The 23,494-nt window shown below is 44.0% G+C and carries 21 protein-coding genes; 14 read left to right on the plus strand and 7 right to left on the minus strand.

All coding sequences use genetic code 11. The features are described from left to right. Nucleotides 1-140: 140 nt before the first annotated feature. Complete coding sequence (locus EYA81_RS12005; protein ID WP_131225810.1) at nt 141-794, minus strand: HAD family hydrolase; 654 nt, start codon at nt 792-794, stop codon at nt 141-143. 338 nt (nt 795-1,132) lie between these two features. Here EYA81_RS12005 and EYA81_RS12015 point away from each other — a divergent pair, with 338 nt between their 5' ends. Together EYA81_RS12015 and EYA81_RS12020 are read left to right on the plus strand one after the other, a co-directional pair. Continuing rightward, complete coding sequence (locus EYA81_RS12015; RefSeq protein WP_025835705.1) at nt 1,133-1,990, plus strand: enoyl-ACP reductase; 858 nt, start codon at nt 1,133-1,135, stop codon at nt 1,988-1,990. Then, nucleotides 1,990-2,694 (plus strand): SAM-dependent methyltransferase, encoded by a 705-nt coding sequence (locus EYA81_RS12020; RefSeq protein WP_117599337.1) that lies wholly within the window; start codon nt 1,990-1,992, stop codon nt 2,692-2,694. The genes EYA81_RS12015 and EYA81_RS12020 overlap by 1 nt, the downstream gene beginning before the upstream one ends. On the opposite strand, the gene EYA81_RS12025 is transcribed toward EYA81_RS12020, so the two are convergent. From EYA81_RS12025 to EYA81_RS12050, 6 genes are all read right to left on the minus strand, one after another. Further along, nucleotides 2,660-3,778 carry a hypothetical protein gene (locus tag EYA81_RS12025; protein ID WP_117599450.1) on the minus strand — a complete coding sequence of 373 codons (1,119 nt, stop codon included), beginning with the start codon at nt 3,776-3,778 and terminating at the stop codon, nt 2,660-2,662. The two genes, EYA81_RS12020 and EYA81_RS12025, sit on opposite strands and share 35 nt — an antisense overlap. Before the next feature lie 46 nt (nt 3,779-3,824). Then, nucleotides 3,825-4,706 carry a lipoyl synthase gene (gene lipA / locus EYA81_RS12030; protein ID WP_117599338.1) on the minus strand — a complete coding sequence of 294 codons (882 nt, stop codon included), beginning with the start codon at nt 4,704-4,706 and terminating at the stop codon, nt 3,825-3,827. After that, a complete protein-coding gene (locus EYA81_RS12035; protein ID WP_117599339.1) occupies nt 4,706-6,919 on the minus strand; it encodes a S9 family peptidase in 2,214 nt (737 codons plus the stop codon). Before EYA81_RS12035 ends, lipA begins: the two co-directional genes overlap by 1 nt. 201 nt (nt 6,920-7,120) lie before the next feature. Further along, nucleotides 7,121-7,882: a sugar isomerase domain-containing protein gene (locus EYA81_RS12040; RefSeq protein ID WP_117599340.1), complete on the minus strand. Its 762-nt coding sequence runs from the start codon at nt 7,880-7,882 to the stop codon at nt 7,121-7,123. 31 nt (nt 7,883-7,913) lie between these two features. Continuing rightward, nucleotides 7,914-9,065 carry a sugar MFS transporter gene (locus EYA81_RS12045; protein WP_117599341.1) on the minus strand — a complete coding sequence of 384 codons (1,152 nt, stop codon included), beginning with the start codon at nt 9,063-9,065 and terminating at the stop codon, nt 7,914-7,916. Continuing rightward, nucleotides 9,058-10,017: an ROK family protein gene (locus EYA81_RS12050; RefSeq protein ID WP_131225813.1), complete on the minus strand. Its 960-nt coding sequence runs from the start codon at nt 10,015-10,017 to the stop codon at nt 9,058-9,060. Before EYA81_RS12050 ends, EYA81_RS12045 begins: the two co-directional genes overlap by 8 nt. 315 nt (nt 10,018-10,332) lie before the next feature. On the opposite strand from EYA81_RS12050, the gene EYA81_RS12055 reads away from it, so the two are divergent. The 12 genes from EYA81_RS12055 to EYA81_RS12115 all read left to right on the plus strand — a co-directional run bounded on the left by EYA81_RS12055 (nt 10,333) and on the right by EYA81_RS12115 (nt 23,494). Further along, the gene (locus EYA81_RS12055) at nt 10,333-11,262 is read left to right on the plus strand and encodes a TIGR01212 family radical SAM protein (RefSeq protein WP_131225815.1); all 930 of its coding nucleotides are present in this window, start codon (nt 10,333-10,335) and stop codon (nt 11,260-11,262) included. Nucleotides 11,263-11,323: 61 nt separating this feature from the next. Next, nucleotides 11,324-12,526, plus strand: a complete 1,203-nt coding sequence (locus tag EYA81_RS12060) for an FprA family A-type flavoprotein (protein ID WP_131225817.1) — start codon at nt 11,324-11,326, stop codon at nt 12,524-12,526. 44 nt (nt 12,527-12,570) lie between these two features. Continuing rightward, on the plus strand, nt 12,571-13,383 hold the full coding sequence (nagB, locus tag EYA81_RS12065) for a glucosamine-6-phosphate deaminase (RefSeq protein ID WP_131225819.1): 813 nt from the start codon (nt 12,571-12,573) through the stop codon (nt 13,381-13,383). Nucleotides 13,384-13,538: 155 nt separating this feature from the next. After that, nucleotides 13,539-13,709 carry a hypothetical protein gene (locus EYA81_RS19670; RefSeq protein WP_242672384.1) on the plus strand — a complete coding sequence of 57 codons (171 nt, stop codon included), beginning with the start codon at nt 13,539-13,541 and terminating at the stop codon, nt 13,707-13,709. A 1,246-nt stretch (nt 13,710-14,955) separates the two neighbouring features. Then, nucleotides 14,956-16,692 carry a hypothetical protein gene (locus EYA81_RS12080; protein WP_131225822.1) on the plus strand — a complete coding sequence of 579 codons (1,737 nt, stop codon included), beginning with the start codon at nt 14,956-14,958 and terminating at the stop codon, nt 16,690-16,692. Nucleotides 16,693-16,811: 119 nt separating this feature from the next. After that, nucleotides 16,812-17,222 carry a DUF3244 domain-containing protein gene (locus EYA81_RS12085; RefSeq protein WP_226791305.1) on the plus strand — a complete coding sequence of 137 codons (411 nt, stop codon included), beginning with the start codon at nt 16,812-16,814 and terminating at the stop codon, nt 17,220-17,222. Between the two features lie 207 nt (nt 17,223-17,429). Next, nucleotides 17,430-18,626, plus strand: a complete 1,197-nt coding sequence (locus tag EYA81_RS12090; RefSeq protein WP_242672385.1) for a radical SAM/SPASM domain-containing protein — start codon at nt 17,430-17,432, stop codon at nt 18,624-18,626. Continuing rightward, nucleotides 18,616-18,972 (plus strand): hypothetical protein, encoded by a 357-nt coding sequence (locus EYA81_RS12095; protein ID WP_131225823.1) that lies wholly within the window; start codon nt 18,616-18,618, stop codon nt 18,970-18,972. The genes EYA81_RS12090 and EYA81_RS12095 overlap by 11 nt, the downstream gene beginning before the upstream one ends. 14 nt (nt 18,973-18,986) lie before the next feature. Further along, a complete protein-coding gene (locus tag EYA81_RS12100) occupies nt 18,987-19,640 on the plus strand; it encodes a nucleotidyltransferase domain-containing protein (protein ID WP_165491388.1) in 654 nt (217 codons plus the stop codon). Nucleotides 19,641-19,654: 14 nt separating this feature from the next. Then, the gene (locus EYA81_RS12105) at nt 19,655-19,987 is read left to right on the plus strand and encodes a hypothetical protein (RefSeq protein ID WP_131225827.1); all 333 of its coding nucleotides are present in this window, start codon (nt 19,655-19,657) and stop codon (nt 19,985-19,987) included. Nucleotides 19,988-20,037: 50 nt separating this feature from the next. Next, nucleotides 20,038-21,285 carry a carboxypeptidase-like regulatory domain-containing protein gene (locus EYA81_RS12110; RefSeq protein WP_131225829.1) on the plus strand — a complete coding sequence of 416 codons (1,248 nt, stop codon included), beginning with the start codon at nt 20,038-20,040 and terminating at the stop codon, nt 21,283-21,285. A gap of 1 nt (nt 21,286) precedes the next feature. Continuing rightward, on the plus strand, nt 21,287-23,494 hold the full coding sequence (locus tag EYA81_RS12115) for a peptidase domain-containing ABC transporter (RefSeq protein ID WP_131225831.1): 2,208 nt from the start codon (nt 21,287-21,289) through the stop codon (nt 23,492-23,494).

Raw genomic sequence — 23,494 nt, forward strand, 5'->3', positions numbered from 1 at the left:
TGAAAATTTACGGGCATGCCTATCTTGTGATGGGGGGAGATAAAGGTGTGATGTGGGAATTGTTCTGACCCTACATATCTTGGGTGATAGTTGTTGTCATCACTTCCTGTTCCTTATCACCTCGGGGAGGGAGTGCCCTCTCAAAGAGCAGCGATAACGGCAATGTCCGTAGCATTGTCTACGATATGTGCCGGATGAAACTCTTCCAGTTCTGTGCGGGGACGGAATCCCCAAGTGACTCCGCAGGCGGTGACTCCGGCATTGGCGGCTGTCTGCATATCCACTCCGGAGTCTCCTACATATAGTACGTCTTCACGGGATATCCGGGTGATGTCCAGAATGTCATGCACCACTGTTGGGTCGGGCTTCACGTTGACCCCTTCCCGCTGTCCGAAGACGGCGGTAAAACGTATGTTGGGGAAATAGTGTGAAATCAGTTTCACGGTAGCCGATTGATATTTGTTGGAAGCCACTGCCAATATCATCTCTTTCTCCTGCAACTGTTCCAGCAGTTCGGGGATGCCGGGGTAAGGGCGGCTTTTATCTGCATTGTGCACGTCATAATAAGACACAAACTCCTTGCGGACACGCAGGACGTTTTCTTCGCTCTTTTCCCCTTCTGGGAGGGCGCGCTCGAACAGTTTGTTGATTCCGTTGCCAACCATGAAGTTATAGGCCGATTCCGGGTGGGTGGGATAGCCGAGCGCTTGCAGGGCATGGTTTGTACTTTGTGCCAAATCGGCTATTGTATTCAGTAAAGTTCCGTCCAGGTCAAATATAATCAACTTCTTCATTGCTTTCTCTATTTTTTAGTTTGCTGCAAATATAGGGCTTTTTGCGCTCATGTTCAAATGCTGCCTCGGGTTTCATCAGGTATTTGCAGAATAGCAAGCCCTGGGCTGATAATCAGTGCATTATTACTGCATTCCTGCTGTATGCGCTTTGCAGTAGTACTGCAGATGGGGTGCAGCGTGACTGCAACAGTATTGCAGTGGCACTGCACAAGTGTTGCAGTAGTTTTGCAGTGGGTGATTGGTGTATTTTTTGCCGTTCTTCCCTTTTCTTTGCACACTTTCGGGCTTTTTATGCAAAAACTTCCTATCTTTGCAGCCGAATTTTACTAAAAATAGGTATGAGTTACAATTTGTTGAAAGGAAAAAGAGGCATTATTTTCGGTGCTCTGAATGAGCAGTCCATTGCCTGGAAAGTAGCAGAAAAAGCAGTAGAAGAAGGTGCAACCATCACTTTGTCGAATACGCCGGTTGCCGTACGTATGGGCGAAGTGTCCGCTCTTTCGGAGAAACTGAACTGCGAGGTGATTCCCGCAGATGCTACAAGTGTAGAAGATTTGGAAAATGTATTCAAACGCTCTATGGAAGTATTGGGTGGCCCGGTCGACTTCGTGCTGCACTCCATTGGTATGTCTCCCAATGTGCGTAAGAAACGTACATATGATGATTTGGATTACGATATGTTGGAAAAGACGCTGGATATTTCCGCTGTCTCTTTCCACAAGATGATACAAGCTGCCAAGAAGCTCAACGCCATTGCCGACTACGGTTCAATCCTGGCTCTGAGTTATGTGGCTGCGCAACGTACGTTTTACGGTTACAACGATATGGCAGATGCCAAGGCACTGCTGGAATCTATCGCCCGCAGTTTCGGTTACATCTACGGACGCGAACACCATGTACGTGTCAACACCATTTCCCAGTCTCCTACGATGACCACTGCCGGTTCCGGTGTGAAAGGTATGGACAAGCTGTTCGACTTCGCCAACCGCATGTCTCCGCTTGGTAATGCTTCTGCCGATGAATGTGCCGACTACTGTATCGTCATGTTTTCCGACCTCACCCGCAAGGTTACCATGCAGAACTTGTTCCACGATGGAGGTTTTTCCAGCGTAGGTATGAGTCTTCGCGCCATGGCTACCTATGAGAAGGGTTTGGATGAGTATAAGGACGAAAACGGAAATATCATCTACGGCTAATGGAAATCGCACTTTATCTTTTGCCTGTCACCTTGGGCGATACGCCTATTGAAGCAGTGTTGCCTCCTTATAATAAGGAGATAATACTGGGAATCCGTCATTTCATCGTGGAGGATGTGCGCTCGGCACGTCGGTTTCTGAAGAAGGTGGACAAGGGAATAGATATTGATGCGCTGACATTCTATACGTTGAACAAGCATACGTCGCCTGAAGACATCTCCGGCTATCTGAAGCCGCTGGTGGAGGGGCAGCCGATGGGCGTAATCTCCGAAGCCGGTTGTCCGGCTGTGGCCGATCCGGGAGCGGACGTAGTGGCTATTGCACAACGGAAAAACTTGAGAGTGGTCCCCTTGGTGGGACCTTCTTCTATTATCCTCTCTGTTATGGGTTCCGGTTTCAACGGTCAGAGCTTTGCCTTCCACGGTTATCTTCCCATTGAACCGGCAGAGCGTGCCAAAAAGCTGAAAATGCTGGAACAACGCGTCTATAATGAACATCAGACCCAGCTTTTCATTGAAACGCCTTACCGCAATAATAAGATGATAGAGGATATTCTTCATAACTGCCGTCCGCAGACCAAGCTCTGCATTGCGGCGAACATTACTTGTGAAGGGGAGTATATCAAAACCAAGACAGTGAGGGAGTGGCAGGGAAAGACTCCCGACCTTTCTAAGATTCCTTGTATTTTTCTCTTGTATAAATAATAGCTTCCAGGTGCTCGAATTCATATTCCAGGCAACTGCTGAAGAAGTTCCGTCCCAGGTTGTGTTCCATTTGCTGGAACGTCCATAGCTTTCCACCCTTGAAATTCTTATTGCATAAGATGGAGTCATCGTCCAGGTCTAGCGTGAAGAGATAGACCAGGCGGTCGGTGGCTTCATTCTCAAAATGATACATGAAGTTGAAGTGCAAATGGTCTAATGGGGCGGTGGGAAGCGTTTGCCGTAAAATTCTGTGTGCGCCTTGTTCCAATGTTTCTCCATATATCAGGTAACCCTCCATCAGTAAGTCGATTTTGTCTTTCTCGAAAACGTTGCATTTGGGGCGGGGGAGGAGAAACAGCATGCCGTGTGAGGCAACGGCAATCCGGATGACCGGATTGATATAGTCGTTTTTCCGGTTGATGGCTTCTGAAGCGATGGCTTTCCCCATGACATCTCCTTTGGTGTTGACTATCGGTACGAAAACCGTGTGGTTCATCACTATATTGAAATAGAAGATACCGAATTGGTTGAACAGAATGCCTAATATAAAGACGAGGGGAGGCGCCACATAAAACAGAATGTGGCGGGTAGTATCTCCCAAAGGGTAACTGACCAGAATCGCCAAGGAGATAATCAGAAAATGCAGCAGGCTTATGATAAGGATTACGCGTGAGGATACGATGGCGGCTTCTGCCCCTTGTGCAAAAAGCTGCTTGCAGCATTTCTGTGTCTGAGACATGTGGTAGTCCAGAAATTTTCTCCTATTGAGGTAGATGACGAATGGGGGAATGATAGCGCTGATTTCCAGTGTGAACGGAAGCATAAAACGTGGACAGTAGTTTACGAGGAATAGGGTTGTTACCGATAATAGCAGTAACATTCCGGTAGTGCAGTAAAGTATGATTTGTGGAACATGAGTCCCTCTATGCCTCACCGAATAGATGCTAAAGAAGAGTCCTACACCTGTACCGATGTAGATGGACATGTCCTGCGTTATAAACTCGCATAATATGATGGATATTATAACGGGGATGAATCCCAGCGACATATTGAATCTTGATGATAGAATTCTTTGATGATTCATTATCCGTATTATGATTTTGTCGTTTACATCATAACAACTGGGAGATTTAAATGTTTCCTGTTTTACTTCTTTTTTGTATAAAATGAATCTGTTTTTCTGCATGATAGGAGGAGCGTACCAATGGGGCGCTTTCCACTTGCTGAAACCCTTTTTCCAATCCTTTCTCTTTGTAGAGTGCAAATTGTTCGGGAGTAATATATGCCGCTACCGGATAATGTTTGTGTGTGGGTTGAAGGTATTGCCCTATGGTCAGTATGTGACAGCCCACTTGGCGAAGGTCGTCCATCAGTTCTTCCACTTCTTCCGGAGTCTCGCCCAATCCCACCATAATGCCGGACTTGGTGGTGGTATTGCTTTCTGCAATCTGCCGCAACACTTCCAGGCTTGTCTCATACTTGGCGGCACTGCGCACGAGGGGGCTGATGCGGCGGACAGTCTCCATGTTGTGCGAAATGATTTCCGGTTGTGCATCGATAACTTGTGCCACGAGCTCCTTTCTTCCCTGGAAGTCGGGAATCAGCACTTCGACGGTGGTGTCCGGATTGAGCCGCTTGATTTCCCGGATGGTACGTACCCAGTGCGATGCGCCTAAGTCGGGCAGGTCGTCACGGTCTACAGAGGTGACGACTGCATGGGAGAGTTTCATCAAGGCGATGGATTCTGCCACATGTGTAGGCTCATCGGCATCCAGCGGCAAGGGCTTCCCGCTTGCTGTGTTGCAGAACTTACAGCACCGGGTGCAGATATTTCCCCCAATCATGAAGGTTGCGGTGCCTTTCCCCCAACATTCCCCCATATTGGGGCAACGGCCGCTGCTGCAGATGGTATGGAGGCAATGCGACTCGACAATGCGTTTGGTCTCGGTATAGCGCTCGTTGGCACCGATGCTTATTTTGAGCCATTCAGGCTTACGTACTCTTTCAGGCATTATTTCAATTCTTTGTTGAAGAAGTTGGTCAACCGCGTATATAGGTGTAACCGGGTATTTCCTCCGTAGATACTGTGGTTGCGGTTGGTGTAAACCTGCATATCGAACTGTTTGCCGAGCTGTACCAGTTGTTCGGCATATTCGGCACAGTTCTGGAAGTGTACATTGTCGTCTGCCATGCCGTGTACTAGCAGCAGGTTGCCGTGCAACTTGTCGGCACGGGTAAAGGCGGAACTGGCCTTATAGCCTTCGGCGTTTTCTTTCGGTGTGCGCATAAAGCGTTCGCCGTAAACGGTGTCGTAGTAGTTCCAGTCGGTAACGGCAGCTACGGCTACTCCGGCCTTGAATACCGGTGTTCCTTCACTCATACTCATAATGGTCATGTATCCACCGTAACTCCATCCCCAGATTCCGATGCGGTTTTTGTCCACATAAGGCTGGTTGCCCATGTAGAGGGCGGTTTCCACCTGGTCTTTGGCTTCCTTGATACCCAGGTTCAGATAGGTGCATTTGGCGAATTCGGCACCACGTCCTCCGGTGCCACGCCCGTCTACGCAAACCACGATATAGCCTTGCGATGCCATGTAGGTTTCCCAGCTTACACTGAACTTGTCAAGCACTTGCTGTGAACCGGGGCCGCTGTACTGGTACATCAGTACCGGGTATTTCTTGCCGGCGGAGAAGTCGGCAGGTTTCATCATCCAGCCATTCAATGTGGTTCCGTCGGAAGTCTGGAAAGTGAAGAATTCCTTTCGTGGCATGTCATAGCCACTGATTTCCTGCTTCAATGCCGCATTGTCCATCAGGGTGGCAAGAGTCTTGCCCGTATTGTCGTTCAGTGTAATGACGGTCGGAGTATCCAGATTGGAATAACGGTTCATATAGTACTTCATGTTCGTACTGAACTGCGCACTGTTTGTTCCGGCTTGTGACGATAGCCTGGTCTTTTTGCCTTTCCGGTCAATCTTGTAGATGGCACTGCGCATGGGGCTTTCCTCGTTGCTGCTGAAGTAGAAGCTTCCTTCTTCGGGGTCATAACCCAGGAACTCCTGCACTTCATATGGTCCGGCTGTCACTTGTTTCAGCAGATTGCCACCTATGCTATACCAGTACAGATGGTTGTATCCGCTCTTTTCGCTGACAAAGCTGAAATTTTCCGGATAGAAGACGATGTTGTCGAATACATTCTCGCGGATATAGGTATCGCTTTCATCACGCAGAGCCAGTTTGGCTACCGTGCTGCGAGGGTCGGCAAAGTATAGGTCGAACCGGTTCTGATGGCGGTTCAGTGTCATGACGGCAAGCTTGTTGGGGTCTTGGGTAAAGCGGATGCGGGGAATATAGCCGTCTGCATCTACCGGCACGTTTATCTTGCGGGTCACTTTCGACTTGATATCGAAGGTGTGTACGGACACTTTGGAATTTACTTCTCCCGTTTTAGGATATTTGTAAGTATACTCTCCCGGATACTTCTCGAAAGGGGTGAAGTGGGGGGCTTGTCCGGCAAAAAGAGGGAAAGAGTAGGAGGGAACATCTTTCTCGTCGAAGCGGATGAAAGCCAGCATCTGGCTGTCGGCACTGAATTCCAACGCACGGTTGAAGGAGAACTCCTCTTCGTAAACCCAATCGGGGATGCCGTTCAGCACCTCGTTCTGTTTTCCGTCTTCCGTCACCTGGCTTTCGCTGTTGCCATAGAGCAGTTTCACAAGGAAGATATTGTTGTCGCGTACAAAAGCCACCTGGTTGCCGTCCGGTGAAAATACGGGCACCTGCTGCGGGCCGCCGTCCGAAAGTTTTTCCACAATATTGTTGATTTTACCGTCCAGATTGCGCTTCAGGCTGTAGATGTAATGCACAGCCGTATAGGAATGGCGGTAGATGGGAGTTGTTTCGGTGGCAATGAGCAGTTTGCTGCCGTCCGGAGCAAAGCTGTAGCTGTCAAATGTCTTGAACGTGCATTCGCGTGCGGTAGCGGCATCAAACAGCACTTCCACGGGTTTTCCCGTTTTGAAGGAGTATTTGATGATTTGTGTCCTGTCCGCATTCATTTGCGAATAATGTTCTCCGTCTCCCGGGATGGGGATAACGCCGGAAATGTTCTTCGGAGTGAACTTGCCCGATATGATTTCTTTCAAATCGAGCGCCTTGCCACCTTGGGCGAAACCTGCCAGCGTACAGAGGCAGAGGAGAAGTGCGATGCTTATCTGTTTCATATCTATCTTTTATGCTTATCTGTTTCCATCTTTTTTCTGGGGAACAAATATACAACAAAGGGAAGATTTATCGAAGCAGTGGGCCGATTTTATTCTTTTTGAACAGAAAAAGCCCGTCCTGCTCCTTGGGGGCGAAGCAGGGACGGACGTCCGTCACTCATAGATGATGATTGGATGAGATGATGATTGGAATATCTTTCGTTACAAGCACTTGACTTTTCTTTGATATTCTGCAATGGCTGCATCCAGTCGTTCGTGGGCGGTTGTGTCACCCGGAACGTTGTGCGACGGATGGATGTACAAGTGTACGCCACGGTCGGCAAGGATTTCGGCAACGGTAGTGATGGTCATCCATACCATGGTGACGAAACTCAATGTAGACAACGGACCTACCTTGTCGAAGTGGTTCTTCAAAGGTACGGAGGCGTCTACCAGGGGAACGCAGGAATCCACTACGATATCTGCCAACTGGAAGAGGTTCTTTCCGCTGGAGTGGCGGCTGGCCTTGTCGCCCGTTTCGCTGGCCGAACCGTATACAATAACTTTCATGCCGCGCTTCTTGGCTTCCAATGCCATGTCTATATTGACGGCATTGATACCGGTATGTGAGAAAATCCACATACAGTCTTTGGAATCAAAATCATAGTTCTTCATAATTTCCTGGCCGTAGCCTTCTGCCCGTTCCAGGAAGAGGAACTGATGAATACCCATCTGGCCGATAATCTGCGTGAAGAATGTCAGAGGCAATTCGCAAAGCGGGTGGAATCCTACAAAGCTGCCGATACGCGGATACATTTCTTCTACGGGAATCGTTGCGTGGCCGCAACCAAACGTGTGGACCCAACGACCGGTTTCGATGGAGTCTGCCATAACAGTGGCTGCTTTTTTGATGTTTTCCAACTGGGTAGCTTCCAGCTTTTCCATAATGCCATGGGCATTCTTTAACCATTCGAGTGCTAACATAACTTTTTTGTTTTTTAAGAAGTTAATAAATTTATTTGAGTGAGCGTTTATACAAAAGGAGCATGACGGCAAGTGAGGCAATCATCAGATAAGGATAAAGCCCGATGCCATTGGTGTATTGGGAAACCATTCCCATCAGGCCATTCATTGCAGTCTGGCCAATGAGGGCTATGGCAAGCGCCACGCTGAATGCTGTTCCCGATAAGGACGGGTACCGGCTTCCAAGAATGCTGAGTATCACGGGATACGTGGCCGACAGCCCCATACCTACCAGCACCATGCCGACTGCTGCGCGTGCAAAACCCGGCGAGAACATAAGGAAACAGAATCCTATGGCAGTGAGCGTAAGGCTGTAGGGCAGTACGGTTTCCGGTTTTATCTTCTTGAATATCGCAACCTGCACCATACGTGCCACGGTCAGTCCCGCTACCATGCAGGTCAGTGCAATCAATGCCTGATTGGCCGGAATATCCGTCATCTGCCCAAAGTAACTTGTGGACCAATTGTTGCAGACACCCTCAATGCCGCTTTGGAAAAAAAGAATGAAGCTGAGTAGCAGTAAGCTGCTTTCTTTCAGCAGTCCCAATCCCTCTTTTACCGGGAAACCTTGTGCCTGCTTAGGGGCGGGGAAGCGTACGGGGATGCAGAATATAATGCCCGCAAGCATCACTACACCAATTCCCAGCAAGATGGTTTCGAATGAATAATGCTTGGAAAGGGAGCCCAGCAACATCGGTATGCCCAATGCGCCCAGTCCGTAGAACATGCCCAGAAAGCTGAGACGCGACCCTTTCTCGGATTCTCCCGAGATATCGGATACCAATGCATTGGTTTCTCCGTTGAGGATGCCTCCGCCCAAGCCGATGCCGACGATGGAAGCTTGCAGTAATGGCACACTTTCAAAGAAGGCAAGTCCTTCCATCCCCAGCAGTACGATGATGCAGCTGGGCACCAGCAGGGCTTTATGTCCGAACCGGTCTACGATGGGACCGAAAATCAGGGAACCGGCCAGCATGCCCAGCGGCAGGAAAGTGGCCAGTGAGGTTGTCTGCAACCCGCTCAGATTCAGCTTGGCTATGAGGGATGGCAACACTGCTCCCAATGTAATCATGGAGACTCCGAAGAAACACATCCCGATGCACGCTGCCGTGAATACGAGATTCTTGTGATAACTGTTACTCATACAAGTGATTTTTGATGGCAAGAAACGCTGCTCCTATCAGTCCGGCATTACCGGACAACTGAGAAGGTACAAATTCCACCTGCTTGATGCTGAGCGGCTGCGCCCATTTGCAGGCTTCCTTATAAATGTCATCTATAAAGATACCGGCAGGGCCGAAGACGCCTCTGCCCCAAATTATCTTCTGCGGGTTGAGCAGGCTGACCAGATTTGCGGAAGCCATGCCCCACATCTCGACGGCTTTGTGCAATACGGAGATGGCGATAGGGTCTTTTTCATTATAGGCACTGAACATATCATAGGCCGATATGCGGCAGATGGGTTTCTGGCGCAGTTTCCCTTTGTATGCCTTGTTGGCGCGTACGGCATCGCGTACCCGTGCCCCGATACCATTGCCGGAAGCGTAATATTCGAAACATCCGCATGCGTCATACTCTTCCCGGTAGGGAGGTTGCAGGGCCATCCAGCCGGTGGCGCCGATAATGTCGTTGGCTCCGTGCAACACGTGCCCGTCGATGATGATGCCGGCACCGATACCGGTTCCCACGGCAATGAATATGGCACTGTGACATTCTTTGGCGGCACCTTGCCACATCTCTCCATACATATAGCAGGTACGGTCGCTGTCGATGTATATCTCGATGCCCGGAGGCGTTACACTGCGCAGCTCCTCATAGAGGGGGTAGTTATCCCAGCCCGGTATGTTGGGGGCCCATATCCGGTTGGTTTGGGAGTAAACGATACCGGGGATGCAGACACCTATTCCGTCGATGTGTATACGGCTTCTGCGTGCTACGGTAAGAAGTTTGGCGAGGATATCCGCGGCGAGCTTGCCCACTTCGTGACCGGTTCTTCCTTTCAGGAGCCGTTTGCGGTTAAACATCATGCTTCCGTCCGGAAAGAAAATGGCGCTGGCTATTTTTGTGCCGCCTATGTCCAATGCGATTGTTGCCATGGTGTTATAGTATTTATAGGTTGATTCATTAAGGTTGTATGCAAAGCTATGAATTTATTTCATTCTTGAGGAGTATAAACTGAGGAAATTGTGTGTAAAAAGAGTGTCTAATCACTAAATTGTGTTTAATTTAATTGAGCTTGGATGTACTCTTTCTCAATTAATTAGTTATATATCAGTAGATGAAACATTTTTTAGTGCAGGCGGAAATTCTTTGTTTTATGTTCGTTAACAAATCAAGTGGAAAGTATTCTTGTTTTTGCAGGTTCATCCCACGGAAAAATCCTATATTTGCCACTTACATAAGGAATATGTATGGAAACCAAATCTACGCTCTATAATGAGTTCCCTTTTTTTCTGAAGCGATATTTTCCCTATAAGGTACAGAAAATATCGCTGAATGCCGGTTTTACGTGCCCCAACCGGGATGGAAACAAAGGAGTCGGCGGTTGCACCTATTGCAACAACCAGACCTTCAACCCCGATTATTGCCGTACGGAGAAATCCATTACCCGCCAGCTGGAAGAGGGCAAGCAGTTCTTTGCACACAAATATCCGGAGATGAAGTATCTCGCCTATTTCCAGGCCTATACCAATACGTATGGCGAATTGGAAGACCTGAAGCGGAAATACGAGGAGGCCTTGTCGGCAGACGGAGTGGTGGGCCTGGTTATCGGCACCCGTCCGGACTGTATGCCCGACAGCTTGCTGGACTATCTGGAGGAGATGAACCGGCATACATTCCTCTTAGTGGAGTACGGCATAGAGAGTACCGACGACAAGACACTTTGCCGCATCAACCGCGGGCATACTTTCCATGCCGCCGCCGATGCGGTGGAAAGAACCGCTTCACGCGGAATCCTGACCGGTGGGCATGTCATCCTCGGACTGCCAGGCGAGACGCACGAAAGTATCGTAGCACAAGCCGGTGTATTGTCCCGCCTGCCACTCACTACCTTGAAGATGCACCAGTTGCAACTGATAAGGGGTACCCGCATGGCTCTGGAGTACCGGCAGTATCCTGAAGATTTTCATCTGTTTGATGTGGAGGAATATATCGACCTCGTGATAGACTATATCGAGCATCTGCGGCCGGACTTGGTGCTGGAGCGTTTCGTCTCCCAGTCTCCTAAGGAACTGCTCATTGCACCTGACTGGGGACTGAAAAATTATGAATTTAATCATCGGGTTCAAAAAAGAATGAAAGAACTCGGTGCATATCAGGGAAAGAAGTATGAAATGTGAGAAAAAAGAATTATTTTTGCCGCAACTTTAAATATGGAATCAATCTAAATAAAGAATAATTATGAACCCAAAAACAGTGATAAAAGGAAAAATCCACTACGTGGGAGTGAATGACCGCAATAAGCATTTGTTTGAAGGTATGTGGCCGTTGCCGTATGGGGTTTCCTACAACTCTTACCTGATAGACGACGAAATGGTCGCTTTGGTCGATACGGTAGACATCTGCTACTTCGAGGTGTATCTGCGCAAGATAAAGAGTATCATCGGCGAGCGCCCCATCCAATATCTCATCATCAACCACATGGAACCGGACCATTCGGGTTCTATCCGTCTGATAAAGCAGCATTACCCCGACATCATCATCGTGGGCAACAAGCAGACTTTCGGCATGATAGAGGGCTTTTATGGCGTGACGGGCGAACAGTACATGGTGAAGGACGAGGATTTTCTGGCTTTGGGACATCATAAACTCCGTTTCTATATGACCCCGATGGTGCACTGGCCCGAGACGATGATGACTTTTGACGAAACGGAAGGAGTTCTTTTCGCCGGTGACGGTTTCGGCTGTTTCGGCACGTTGGACGGAGGGTTCCTGGATACCCGCATCAATCTGGACAGATACTGGGATGAGATGGTTCGCTACTATTCTAACATCGTAGGCAAGTACGGCTCTCCGGTGCAGAAGGCGTTGGCTAAGCTGGGCGGTCTGCCCGTTTCCACTATCTGCTCCACGCACGGACCGGTGTGGACGGAAAACATAGCCAAGGTTATCGGCATCTACGACAAGTTGAGCCGTTACGCTGCTGACGAAGGTGTGGTCATTGCTTACGGTTCCATGTACGGCAACACGGAGCAGATGGCGGAAGCCATTGCGGCGGAACTTTCTGCACAAGGCATCAAGAACATCGTGATGCACAATGTGAGCAAGAGCAATCCTTCTTATATCATTGCCGATATCTTCAAGTATCGCGGACTTATCATCGGCAGCCCCACCTACAGCAACCAGATTTATCCTGAGATAGAATCCTTGCTTTCCAAGATTCTGGTACGCGAAGTGAAGGGACGTTATCTGGGATACTTCGGATCCTTCTGCTGGGCAGGTGCTGCCGTGAAGCGTATGGGCGAGTTTGCCGAAAAGAGCAAGTTCGAGATTGTGGGCGACCCGGTAGAGATGAAGCAGGCCATGAAGGACATTACTTACGAACAATGCGAAAACCTGGCACGTGCCATGGCAGAGCGTTTGAAGAAGGATAGAAGTAATTAAAGTTGAATTACCCCTAATTTATTAACCTAATAAAAACAATCACAATGAGACTTATCATTCAATCGGATTATCAGTCCGTATCAAAGTGGGCGGCACATTATGTGGCTGCCAAAATCAAGGCCGCTCATCCGACACCTGAAAAACCGTTTGTATTGGGATGCCCCACCGGTTCTTCTCCGTTGGGCATGTACAAGGAACTTATCGACCTGAACAAGAAAGGCATCGTGTCTTTCCAGAACGTAGTGACTTTCAATATGGACGAGTATGTAGGTTTGCCCAAGGAACATCCCGAAAGCTACTATTCCTTTATGTGGAACAACTTCTTCAGCCATATAGACATCAAGCCGGAGAACACCAATATCCTGAACGGCAACGCTGCCGACCTGGATGCCGAGTGTACACGCTATGAAGAGAAAATCAAGTCCTACGGCGGCATTGACCTCTTCATGGGCGGTATCGGCCCCGACGGACATATTGCTTTCAACGAGCCAGGTTCTTCCCTTGCGTCACGCACCCGCCAGAAGACATTGACTACCGATACCATCATTGCCAACTCCCGTTTCTTTGACAACGACGTGAACAAGGTTCCCAAGACTGCCCTGACCGTCGGTGTGGGTACTGTGCTCAGCGCCCGCGAGGTAATGATTATCGTAAACGGACACAACAAGGCACGTGCCCTCTATCATGCAGTCGAGGGTCCCGTGATGCAGATGTGGACCATCAGCGCCTTGCAGATGCACGAAAAGGGTATCATCGTTTGTGACGATGCGGCTACCGAAGAATTGAAGGTGGGTACTTACCGCTACTTCAAGGATATTGAGGCGGAGCACCTGGATGCGGAAAGTTTGCTGAAGTAAGCAGATAATTATTGTATAATATGGATTAGCGCAGCTTGTTTGATTATGAAAAACAAGTTGCGCTTTCTTTTTGTACTTCGGAACGGCATGATTATCTTGGAAAATGATTACTTTTGCTCGATTTTGTAACCTGAATGGATACTTGAATTTTAAATATGGAAAGTGCGGAGTACTCTTTGGATGAGCTATTATGTCAGTCTCTTCTGTTGTTTCGTCAGTATCGGTTTTATGATGCTCCGGAATGTGGAGAAAAAGCATTCCGGATGTTGGAGGAAGCCCATGTATGGATGGGGCGTACGCAAGAGTGTGTGGATATAGCGAAATAGGGGTGCGTGATAGAGTGTCTTGCGCAGAAATACTACATAGAAGATGATACGGATGCGATTCTGGAAGAAATTGATGCTGCCTTGGTTGTGCATCGGAAGAGATAGAGAAAATCCATGCAGAAGTCACCGCCGTTTATTTGTGGCTGGGGTACTATTTCCTGCTACGTTTCAGAAACCGGGAATCCCGTTCCCATTCCCGTTGTAAACAGATAATGTCCAGCTTGTTGTGTGCTTTGGTCGAAATCTTCCGTAAGGTGGAGAAGGGGGGAGCCCCGACAGAAGTCTTGTCACATCTTTCGGTAGATGTTTGGAGAGAGATCGTCTGCTGGATGGAGCAGGTACATGATTCCCGTCTTTGCGAGAAGCAGTCGTCAGCTTTACTGGCACAATTTTATAAAAGGTCCGGGAAAGCAGGATGCTTTGCTCTAGCAGATTCTGGAGTTTTATTGCTTTTAAGGGGAAATTATCTCTGCTTAGTTTTATCATTTCTGCTTCCACACTTCCACCCACTTCCTGCATCCCTTTATTCATCGGCATTACAAGTGCTGTGGAAGCAACTCAAAAAGGTGGAAGCAACTTTTGCTTCCACAGCGAAAATACGCCGGAAAGTAAGTTAATATCTTGTTTGTTAGTTTATTAATAGAATGTACAGCAATTTGCAAATATCTTGTTTACACGATATGAGTTTCGTGTAAACAAGGTATTAACTTCGTAAAAGACTGTTTACCGATAGACTGCAGCTGGGCTCATAATAGGAATAAGATAGGTGTACAATATGGGGAAACCATGAGTGTAATAGGTGTTCAACGGCTATGAGGCACCTTGTTGACGGTCGTTAGTCGAGTGGTTGACGGCCGTTGGCAGAGCGTATCACGGTCGATAGGCGCTGATAACTCCGTACAGAAAATGGAAAGGAAGCCTATGTAAGGGGAAACAAGCTCTGAGCTATTTGTTTTGTTTGTCACATTTATCTTGTTTTTGTACATTATTGAAGCGTTTTTTTGTATCTTTGAAGGGAGGGGCCGTAAAAAAGCTTATTCTCATCCAAAGTTTAATTATATATACATGAATTATGAAGTGATGTATAGTGCTGTTCATAATATTCTGCTGTACAGTTATTTCTAATGCGCAGACAAATGGCATTGTGACTGATGGGGAAAAAGGATTGCCGTTGGCTGGTGTGAATATTTATCTCCAAAAGGATTCTGTGTATACGCAATGATAATCTGGTAAAGAACATGTTCATATGAAAAAACTGTTATATCTTGGGCTTTTGTCCGTTTGCGTACTGTTAGGTTCTTGCGTAGAGAAGAACGTATCCAATGCTTTTGATAAGGTAGAGAGGTATATGGATGTATATCCTGACAGTGCATTGCTGCTGTTGGAGCAAATTCCTCATCCAGAGAAGCTTCGTGGAAAGCAGCGGGCAGATTATGCATTGTTGTTGACACAAGCACGTGATAAAAACTATCTGGATAGTTTGCAGTCGGATTCGTTGATAAAAAATGCGGTAGATTACTATTTAGAGGGTGATGATAAAGTAAAAATAGGAAAGGCTTTTCTCTATTATGGTAAGGTACTGGATTTGCAAAAAAATGAAGCGATGGCTATGAAAGCCTATTTGGATGCCTATGCAGCGTTGGAGAAGACCAAAGAGTATAAGATGCTGGCTTTAATTCAGCAGTATATGGGTTCTTTGAATAGTGATCGGAAGATGTATGATATGGCGCTTAATAATTATCGAAGGTCTATTTTTTATAGTACGAAAACGAGTGATACTTTGAAAATAGTATATAGTTATCGGAATATAGCTTGGATTTATGAGATTAAGCAAAATTGTGATAGTGCAACTTGGTATGCAAAGACTGGAATCTCATTATTAAAAGGGGATAGTTTGTCTCCGGTATTTTCTTCTCTGCTACATTTTATGGGTGAGCAGGAGAAAAAGAGAAAAAACTATTCTGAGGCAATTACCTATTTTTGTTCGGCGGTCAAAAATGAACGAATTCCCCATCTCGCTTATTGTTATTGTATGTCGTTGGGAGATACTTATCTGCAACTTGGTCAATTAGAAAAGGCAGAAAAGTATTTGAAAAAGGTTTTAGCTTCAAAAGACGACTATACACAATCTGGCGCTTATAATTATCTCTATTTGTTGGAAAAAAAGCGTACTGATTATGTTAGGGCACTTGCCTATAAGGAAAAATCTGATTCATTGTTGAGAATTAGTCGGGAGATAGATTTGCAGAATAGAATTCTTACTTTACAGCGGAAATATGAGGCTGACAAATTAATGATGGAAAATAGGTTGCTTGCGCAAGAAAAACAAATCCAGCAATATGTATGGATATGCATGTGCTTGCTATTGATAGGCTTGGGCATAGTATTATATTGGGGGATAAAGAAGCAATATAGGAAAATATATAAGAAACGCCTTAAAGTGCGTATGGAGAGGGAGTTGAAGGTGTATAGAGAGAATGAACTGGCAATTAGGCAATATATTCATCAAATAGAGGAACTGAGACAAAAGGAAGCGCTGTCGGTGGAAAATACAAAAGAAAAGATTGGGAAATTAAATCAGAAAATGCAAATATTGATGAATGAGAATAAAGAAATCCGTGAAAATTCTGCTGTAAGTGCTCCATATATTTTGGGCCAATTGAAACAAGGCTTGTTACTTGTGGAAAATATGACCCGGCAAGACAAATTGAATGTTTTTGAATATGTGGATTTATTGTCCGGCAATTTTGTTACTCGTCTGCGGAAAGATTATAATTTGAATGAAAATAATCTCTTGTTATCTGTTTTGATAAAATTAGGTTTTTCTACAACAGAACTGCTTCTTGCTTTTGATTGCGAAGAAAACTCTATTTATAGGAAGAAACAAAGGCTAAAAGAAAGGCTTCATTTGGGTAAACAAGATGATTTGGAGGCGTTCTTCAGTTCAAATCCCATCTATTTGTCCATTATAAAAGATGAATAATGATGCGCAATATTCTGATATATAGTGTTTTATTGTGTATGTAGATTGTCCATATATTTATTGTCTATATTTCTTCTTTTTGCACTATCTTTATGGCATAACAATGAAATTCTTATGCTATGAAACTAAAGAGATTTTTGTGTCTTTTAAGCCTATGCGGTTTGTTGTCAATAACTGCAATAGCTACTGATTCGGGGCCTGTGGAGCGAGTGGAAATAAAGCTGTTTGTCACAGATGAACCTTTTACAATGCCAAATGGTCGGGAAAAGGAGCCTCGTTCTATACCTATGCTCGTTCCTTTCTCTGCATTTTTGAGTGAAAGCCATTCTATAGAGTTGGATTTCTATGAAGCTATCGGTGAAATAGAAATTATAATCTCTCAAAATGGAGATGTTATCTATTCTTCTTCCGAGAATGTTGTATCGCCTATATTGAAAAATATCCAATTACCGCAAGGTTCTTCTGGTGTTTTTTTGCTTGAAATAAGAAATGGTGAAGGGGCTTATGCTTTTGGTAACTTTGACTTGTAAAGATATGGAAATATGAGAACGTCGTCATATAATATAATAGTAAAAGTAGATGATGATACAGGGCGTTATGCTTTGTTGAACAGTTATACTCATGCTTTTGATATTGTAAATCAGAATGTATACTAGTATCTCAAGAATGAAGGTAGCGATTGTGATATTTCAGATGAAACAAAGAAGAAGCTTGTGAAGCGGGGGTATATAACCTCTTTGTCGAAAGAAGATGAAAGGGAATTAGTGAAACGGCTTTTAGATAAAATTTATGATGAAGTCCGTTTGAAGAATTTCGGTTTTCATTTTATAATTTCGTATGATTGCAATCTGAGATGCGTGTATTGTTATGAAGACCCAATATTGAATGGATGCGCGTGTTTACCCAAATGCAGGATAACCAAGGAACAAGTAGATAAGGCCTATGAAATAATAATAGAAAAGGATAAGGATAAAACTGGTAGAAAAACTATCCATTTGTATGGTGGAGAACCTTTCTTGGTTGAAAATTATGAAATGCTTGAGTATATTGTGCAGAAAGGTAAAGAACTGGGATATGTGTTTTCTGTAACATCTAATGGATATGACTTGGATAAATATATGGATTATTTAGAAGAAAATTCTAAAATATTTTCTTTTCAAATAACAATAGATGGAGTAGAGGATATACATAATGAGAGAAAACCACATTATAGGAATAAGGATTCTTTTGCTAAAATCACTTCAAACGTAGATAGTTTACTCAAACTTGGAATTTCGGTTTCAATTCGTATAAATACAGACCCTTATACGATGGAACGGGCTGATGAATTATTGGATTATTTCAAAGAAAAGGGGTGGCTTCAATACCAAAATTTTAAAGCTTATTATGCTCTCTTGAGAAAGGAAGTTCCAATAAAAGGAGAAAATGGAGAATATTCGAAAGAGATGTTTACGCAAAGTAGTTTCTTCTGCACTTATCTACAAAAAGGATTGGAAAAACAAGGATGTGGTAAAGTTATGTGTCAGGATTATAACGTGAGGTCGGTGTTGACAAATATGCTTTTGGGGAAATCTACTCCTTATAAAAGTCATTTTTGCGGTGCGCAATCTGGTATGATTATATTTGATCCTTTGGGTGACATTTATTCTTGCTGGGATGTTGTGGGACAACGGGAATATAGAGTGGGACACTATATGCCAGATTTTGTATTGGAGGATACGTTTGCGGATAAATGGTTTGATTCGAGAGTTAGTAAATTTTCTTGTATTAAATGTAAATATGTGTTGTTTTGCGGTGGAGGATGTTTGGCAAACGCCATACGAACAACCGGAAATTTACAATCAGGTACATGCAATGATTATTCTCGTCTGTTCAATGCCGAAATAAAGTATATTTATAATGAAAAAATAAAGAAAGGTATTGATGAAAACTGAAGATATAGTGTTGAAGTATTTACAGTCGGATAAATGCAGAGAAGAAAAGTATCTTCCTAAAGAATTTTTTTCTGTAACTGTTGGTTTTTTTAAATTGCTTGAAAGTTTAGAAAATGCAGAAATGGATATTCGTTTGGGAATTGTAGAAGCTGAAATAATTTCATTTTGTACATGGAATGCCGATAATGTTTTTTTGGAGTCTCATATATGCGAACTGAAAAATTTGCTAAAATCGGATTTTACATTTGAAAAATTGTGTCGCTGTGAAGTTATATTTAAGTGTATGCGGAATCTTTATCTTGAAAAGTATGCAAATAATGGTGTAATATTGTTGGAGGTTAATTAATGCAGAGAAAAGTATTGAGTGAAGTAGTAGATTATTTGCATAAAGCCTATCCTGATGCTTCTATTGGGGTTGGTGGTTCTGTTGCTATAGGAACTTATAGAGCTGATAGTGATGTTGATATCCTATTTCAACAAGAGGATTGTCATAAAAACTTCTTAGTCTCTTTTTCCCATAGAGGAATTAAGGTCAGTATTTTTGGATTTAGTAGAGATGGTTTGCGTTGGAGCGAGCAGCGATTTCTGATGAACCATCACAATATGCCAGTTGCTTTTATTCTAAATGTGGTAGTTATATATGATAATAAAAAGCTAATAGCTGATTTGAAAGGTTTTATTAGAGAGGCTATAGAGAGACGTAAAGCATTAAAGTATGTCCTGATTGATGAGTTGAAAGCTCGTATTGAAACTCAGTTGCAAATAGAGCCAATTTCATGTTTTGATGCAAAAAGAAAAAGTTGTAACATAATTAATATGATAATTTTTATATTCTATTTGAAGTTTCATGCAGATAGAATTGTGCAGAAATTAGAAGGTTGTAATCCATATGACGTAATAAAACAAGATGATTATATATTATATGAGAAACTGAAGGGATGCTTACCTTATAGTTTTAAATCATATAGGCAACTAAAAGAACTTTTTGAGAATTATATAAATAATGTTTATTAAAAATAGGAAGATTTATGAAAGAGAAGATGGAAATTATCTCTTTGAATACTACTAAAGTAGAATTTGAAGAAGAATTGAATTTAGATGCAAGATTGCAAAGATTGGAGTCTAATGAGTTGAAACTTATAAGGGCTGGTGAAACTTGTGTAAGAATGGATTGTCCGACCTACGTTTGTCCGTCCATGTGGGGATGCTCATCGGATTGTAATCGTTGTGATGGAAATTGTGCACCTGCTTGTGAATGGGATGGTTGCACTCCTTATAATGATTTTGTAGGTTGTTTTTATAGCCCTGATGCATGCTTTGATATGGGCATGGATAGTTGTTTTAGTATGGATCCGACATGATGTGTACAAGTTAGAGAAAACGTTTATATGTTGTTGAATACGTTGGCTATATGAAATTATATATATTTCTTTTTTCCCTTTGCTGTACTTCTTCTTTAAATTCTCAGGTTAGGGGATGTGTTATTGACGGGAGAGATAAATCCCCGCTATCTGGGGTCAATATCTATTTGCAACGTGATTCAACTGGAATTGCCATAACGGATGATTCGGGCAAATTTAAACTTGGTGATTGGAATCAGGGGATTCTGAATGATACTCTTGTCTTCTCTTACGTTGGCTATATGCCTATGAAATATACTTTGAAAGAATTAGAGGCTTCTGGATACATAGTTAAGCTGTATAGCTATTCCCAGTCGCTGCAGGAAGTGGTAGTGAAGGGAGAATCTAGGCGTACTTTCGGTGAGTATGAATTTTTGAATAACTTGCCGCAAGGGCTTTATTCTTCTGCCGTACTTGCGTGTGATGGAAAAATTTATGTTGTTTCGGGAGAGGAATCTTATGCTATATGCGGTAAGGGTATAGGAGTTACACGTTATGATAACTTGGTGAAGAAAATGTTTATATATGACATTGCTCGGGATGCTTGGAAAAAGTGCAGGCATTCTTTTAAGGCCCGTATTGGTCATGCTGTGCATTGTTATAAAAACAAATTGTTCATATTGGGAGGCAAGTATTTTTCTACTAATCGTAGATTGGAATTTACGTCTCCTCAGCTTGAAGTATATGATATAGAGAAAGATACGGTGTATGTGGACAAGCGTATTCCACATCAGGCTGTTAACCCCATTACGTTTATTTATAATGATTGCTTGTATGTGATGGGTGGTACGGTTAAAAAGAATAAATATTCCGATAAGGTGCATATGCTCGATTTGAAAACCGGTGTTTGGTACGACGCAGGAATAAAAATTCCCAAAGAATGGATGGATAATCTGAAGGGCGTTTTGGCGGGACATACAGTTTATTTGATAGGTGGAAATAGCACGGATTCGAAGTGGACTATAAGAAGTTTTAATTTATTGAGTGGCGAATGGAAAACATTATGTAACTTGAAAGAGGTGGTGTACGCACCGGAAGTGGCTCTTAACGGAGTTTTGATTTATATTTATGATGCGAATGTTTTACAGATTTATAATATTGAGACCAATGAAGTGAATACATGCTATTTTACGTATGGTATAAAGAAACCGGGATTTTGTTATGCCGATGGTAAATTGTATATCATAGGTGCTTATCGGGAGGGGCTTCCTTCGATAGAGGTTGTTTCTATTGATGTAGACAGATTGAATCCGAAATAGAATGAGAACTTTTCCATACTATAAGCAGTTGGATAAAATGGATTGTGGTCCTGCGTGCTTACGTATGATTGCAAAATATTATGGGAAAAATTATTCTCTACAGACTCTTCGTGAATATTCTTTTCTATCGCGGGAAGGTGTTTCATTGATGGGACTTAGTGATGCGGCTGAGTCTATAAGACTTCGTACTGTCGGTCTACGCATTACATTGGAACAGTTGAAGAAAGATGTGCCTTTACCTTGCATTTTATATTGGAATCAGAATCATTTTGTGGTTTGTTATGGCATAAAAAAGCAGAGAGGCAGATGCCTTTTTCAAATAGCAGATCCAGCCAGTAGTTTGCTTGTTTACTCGGAAGCGGAAATTAAACGATATTGGTTATCTGCAGAATCTGACTCAAGAGAACTCGGAATAGTATTGGCTTTAGAGCCGGGAGCACGTTTCTTTGAAAAAGATGATGAGCCTGAAGTTGGGCAAGGACATAAGTTGATGTTCTTTATAAAATACCTGACTTCCTATAAAAAGCAGTTGTTACAATTAGTATTAGGGATGTTGATAGTTGCTTTATTACAGCTTATCTTCCCTTTTTTGACTCAGACTTTGGTGGATGTAGGTATTCGGGACGGTAATTTGAATTTCATAACCTTGATACTAATTTCACAAGTGGTTCTTTCTACTTCTTTACTTTCAGTCGAATTTATTCGAAGCTGGATATTGCTTCATGTAAATGCACGTATTTCTATATCGTTAATATCTGATTTTTTGATAAAACTGATGAAACTTCCATTACACTTTTTCGATGTGAAATTTGTGGGAGATATCATGCAGCGAATCAGGGATCATGGACGGATAAGATCTTTCCTAATGGGTTCATCCATATCCACGGCTTTCTCTTTTGTGACTTTTTTTATATTTGCAGGTGTATTGGCTTACTATAATTTGACTATATTGGTAATCTTCCTTATTGGGAACTCATTGTATGTAGCTTGGATCCTTTTTTTTATGAAATATCGTCGCGAATTGGATTTTAAACGGTTTGAACAAGCTGCGGATGAGGAGAGTAACCTTGTACAGATGGTGACCGCTATGCAGGAGATTAAGTTGAACAACTGCGAGACACAGAAGCGCTGGCAGTGGGAGCGTATTCAGGTGAAACTGTTTAAAATCAGCGTAAAAGGGTTGGCTTTGGGGCAAGTACAACAAGTAGGTTCTGTATTTTTCAATCAGACCACGAATATTATAATCTCCTTTATAGCGGCAAAAGCAGTGGTAGACGGTCAGATGACACTGGGTATGATGATGTCTCTGACTTATATCATCGGCCAGCTCAGTGCGCCGGTTTCTTCTTTTATAGGATTTGCGCAACAGTTTCAGGATGCCAAGATAAGTCTGGAACGGCTGAATGAGGTACATGGGAAGCCGGACGAGGAGCAGGATATCGCTTCTAAATTGTCTGTTTTGCCTGAGAAGCGGGAGCTAAGAATGGAAAATGTGTGCTTCAGTTACGATGGAGCGGATAGAGACTATGTGCTGGATAATGTCTCTTTGGTGATTCCCGAACATAAAGTGACAGCTATTGTAGGTGCGAGCGGGAGTGGAAAGACCACTCTGGTGAAACTGATGCTAGGTTTCTATTCGCCCAATAAAGGAAGCATGAAGGTAGGGGATGCTTCGTTGGAGAACATAAATCCTCATTTGTGGCGTGCCAAGACGGGAGCCGTGATGCAGGACGGCTTTATTTTTTCGGAAACCATTGCGCAGAATATTGCTGTGGGAGAGGAGCAGATCGATGTGGAGCGGCTGCGCCATGCCGTGGCGGTGGCCAATATCCGTGATTTCATAGACTCGCTTCCATTGGGGTATAACACCAAAATCGGTATGGAGGGAAACGGCATCAGTCAGGGGCAGAAACAACGTTTGCTGATAGCGCGTGCCGTATATAAAAATCCGGAATTTCTTTTCTTCGACGAAGCTACCAATGCCTTGGATGCGAATAATGAAAAGGAGATTATGGAACATCTGCATGAATTCTATAAAGGGAAAACCGTAGTGGTAGTGGCGCATAGGCTCAGTACGGTGAAGGATGCCGACAAGATTGTGGTGCTGGATAGGGGATGCATTGCGGAAGAAGGTACCCATCGGGAACTGACGGAGCGGAAAGGAATGTATTATCGGCTGGTTAAGAATCAGCTGGAATTGGGTAGCTAA

The sequence above is a fragment of the Bacteroides sp. A1C1 genome, from assembly GCF_004328515.1.
Taxonomy (GTDB): Bacteria; Bacteroidota; Bacteroidia; order Bacteroidales; family Bacteroidaceae; genus Bacteroides; species Bacteroides uniformis.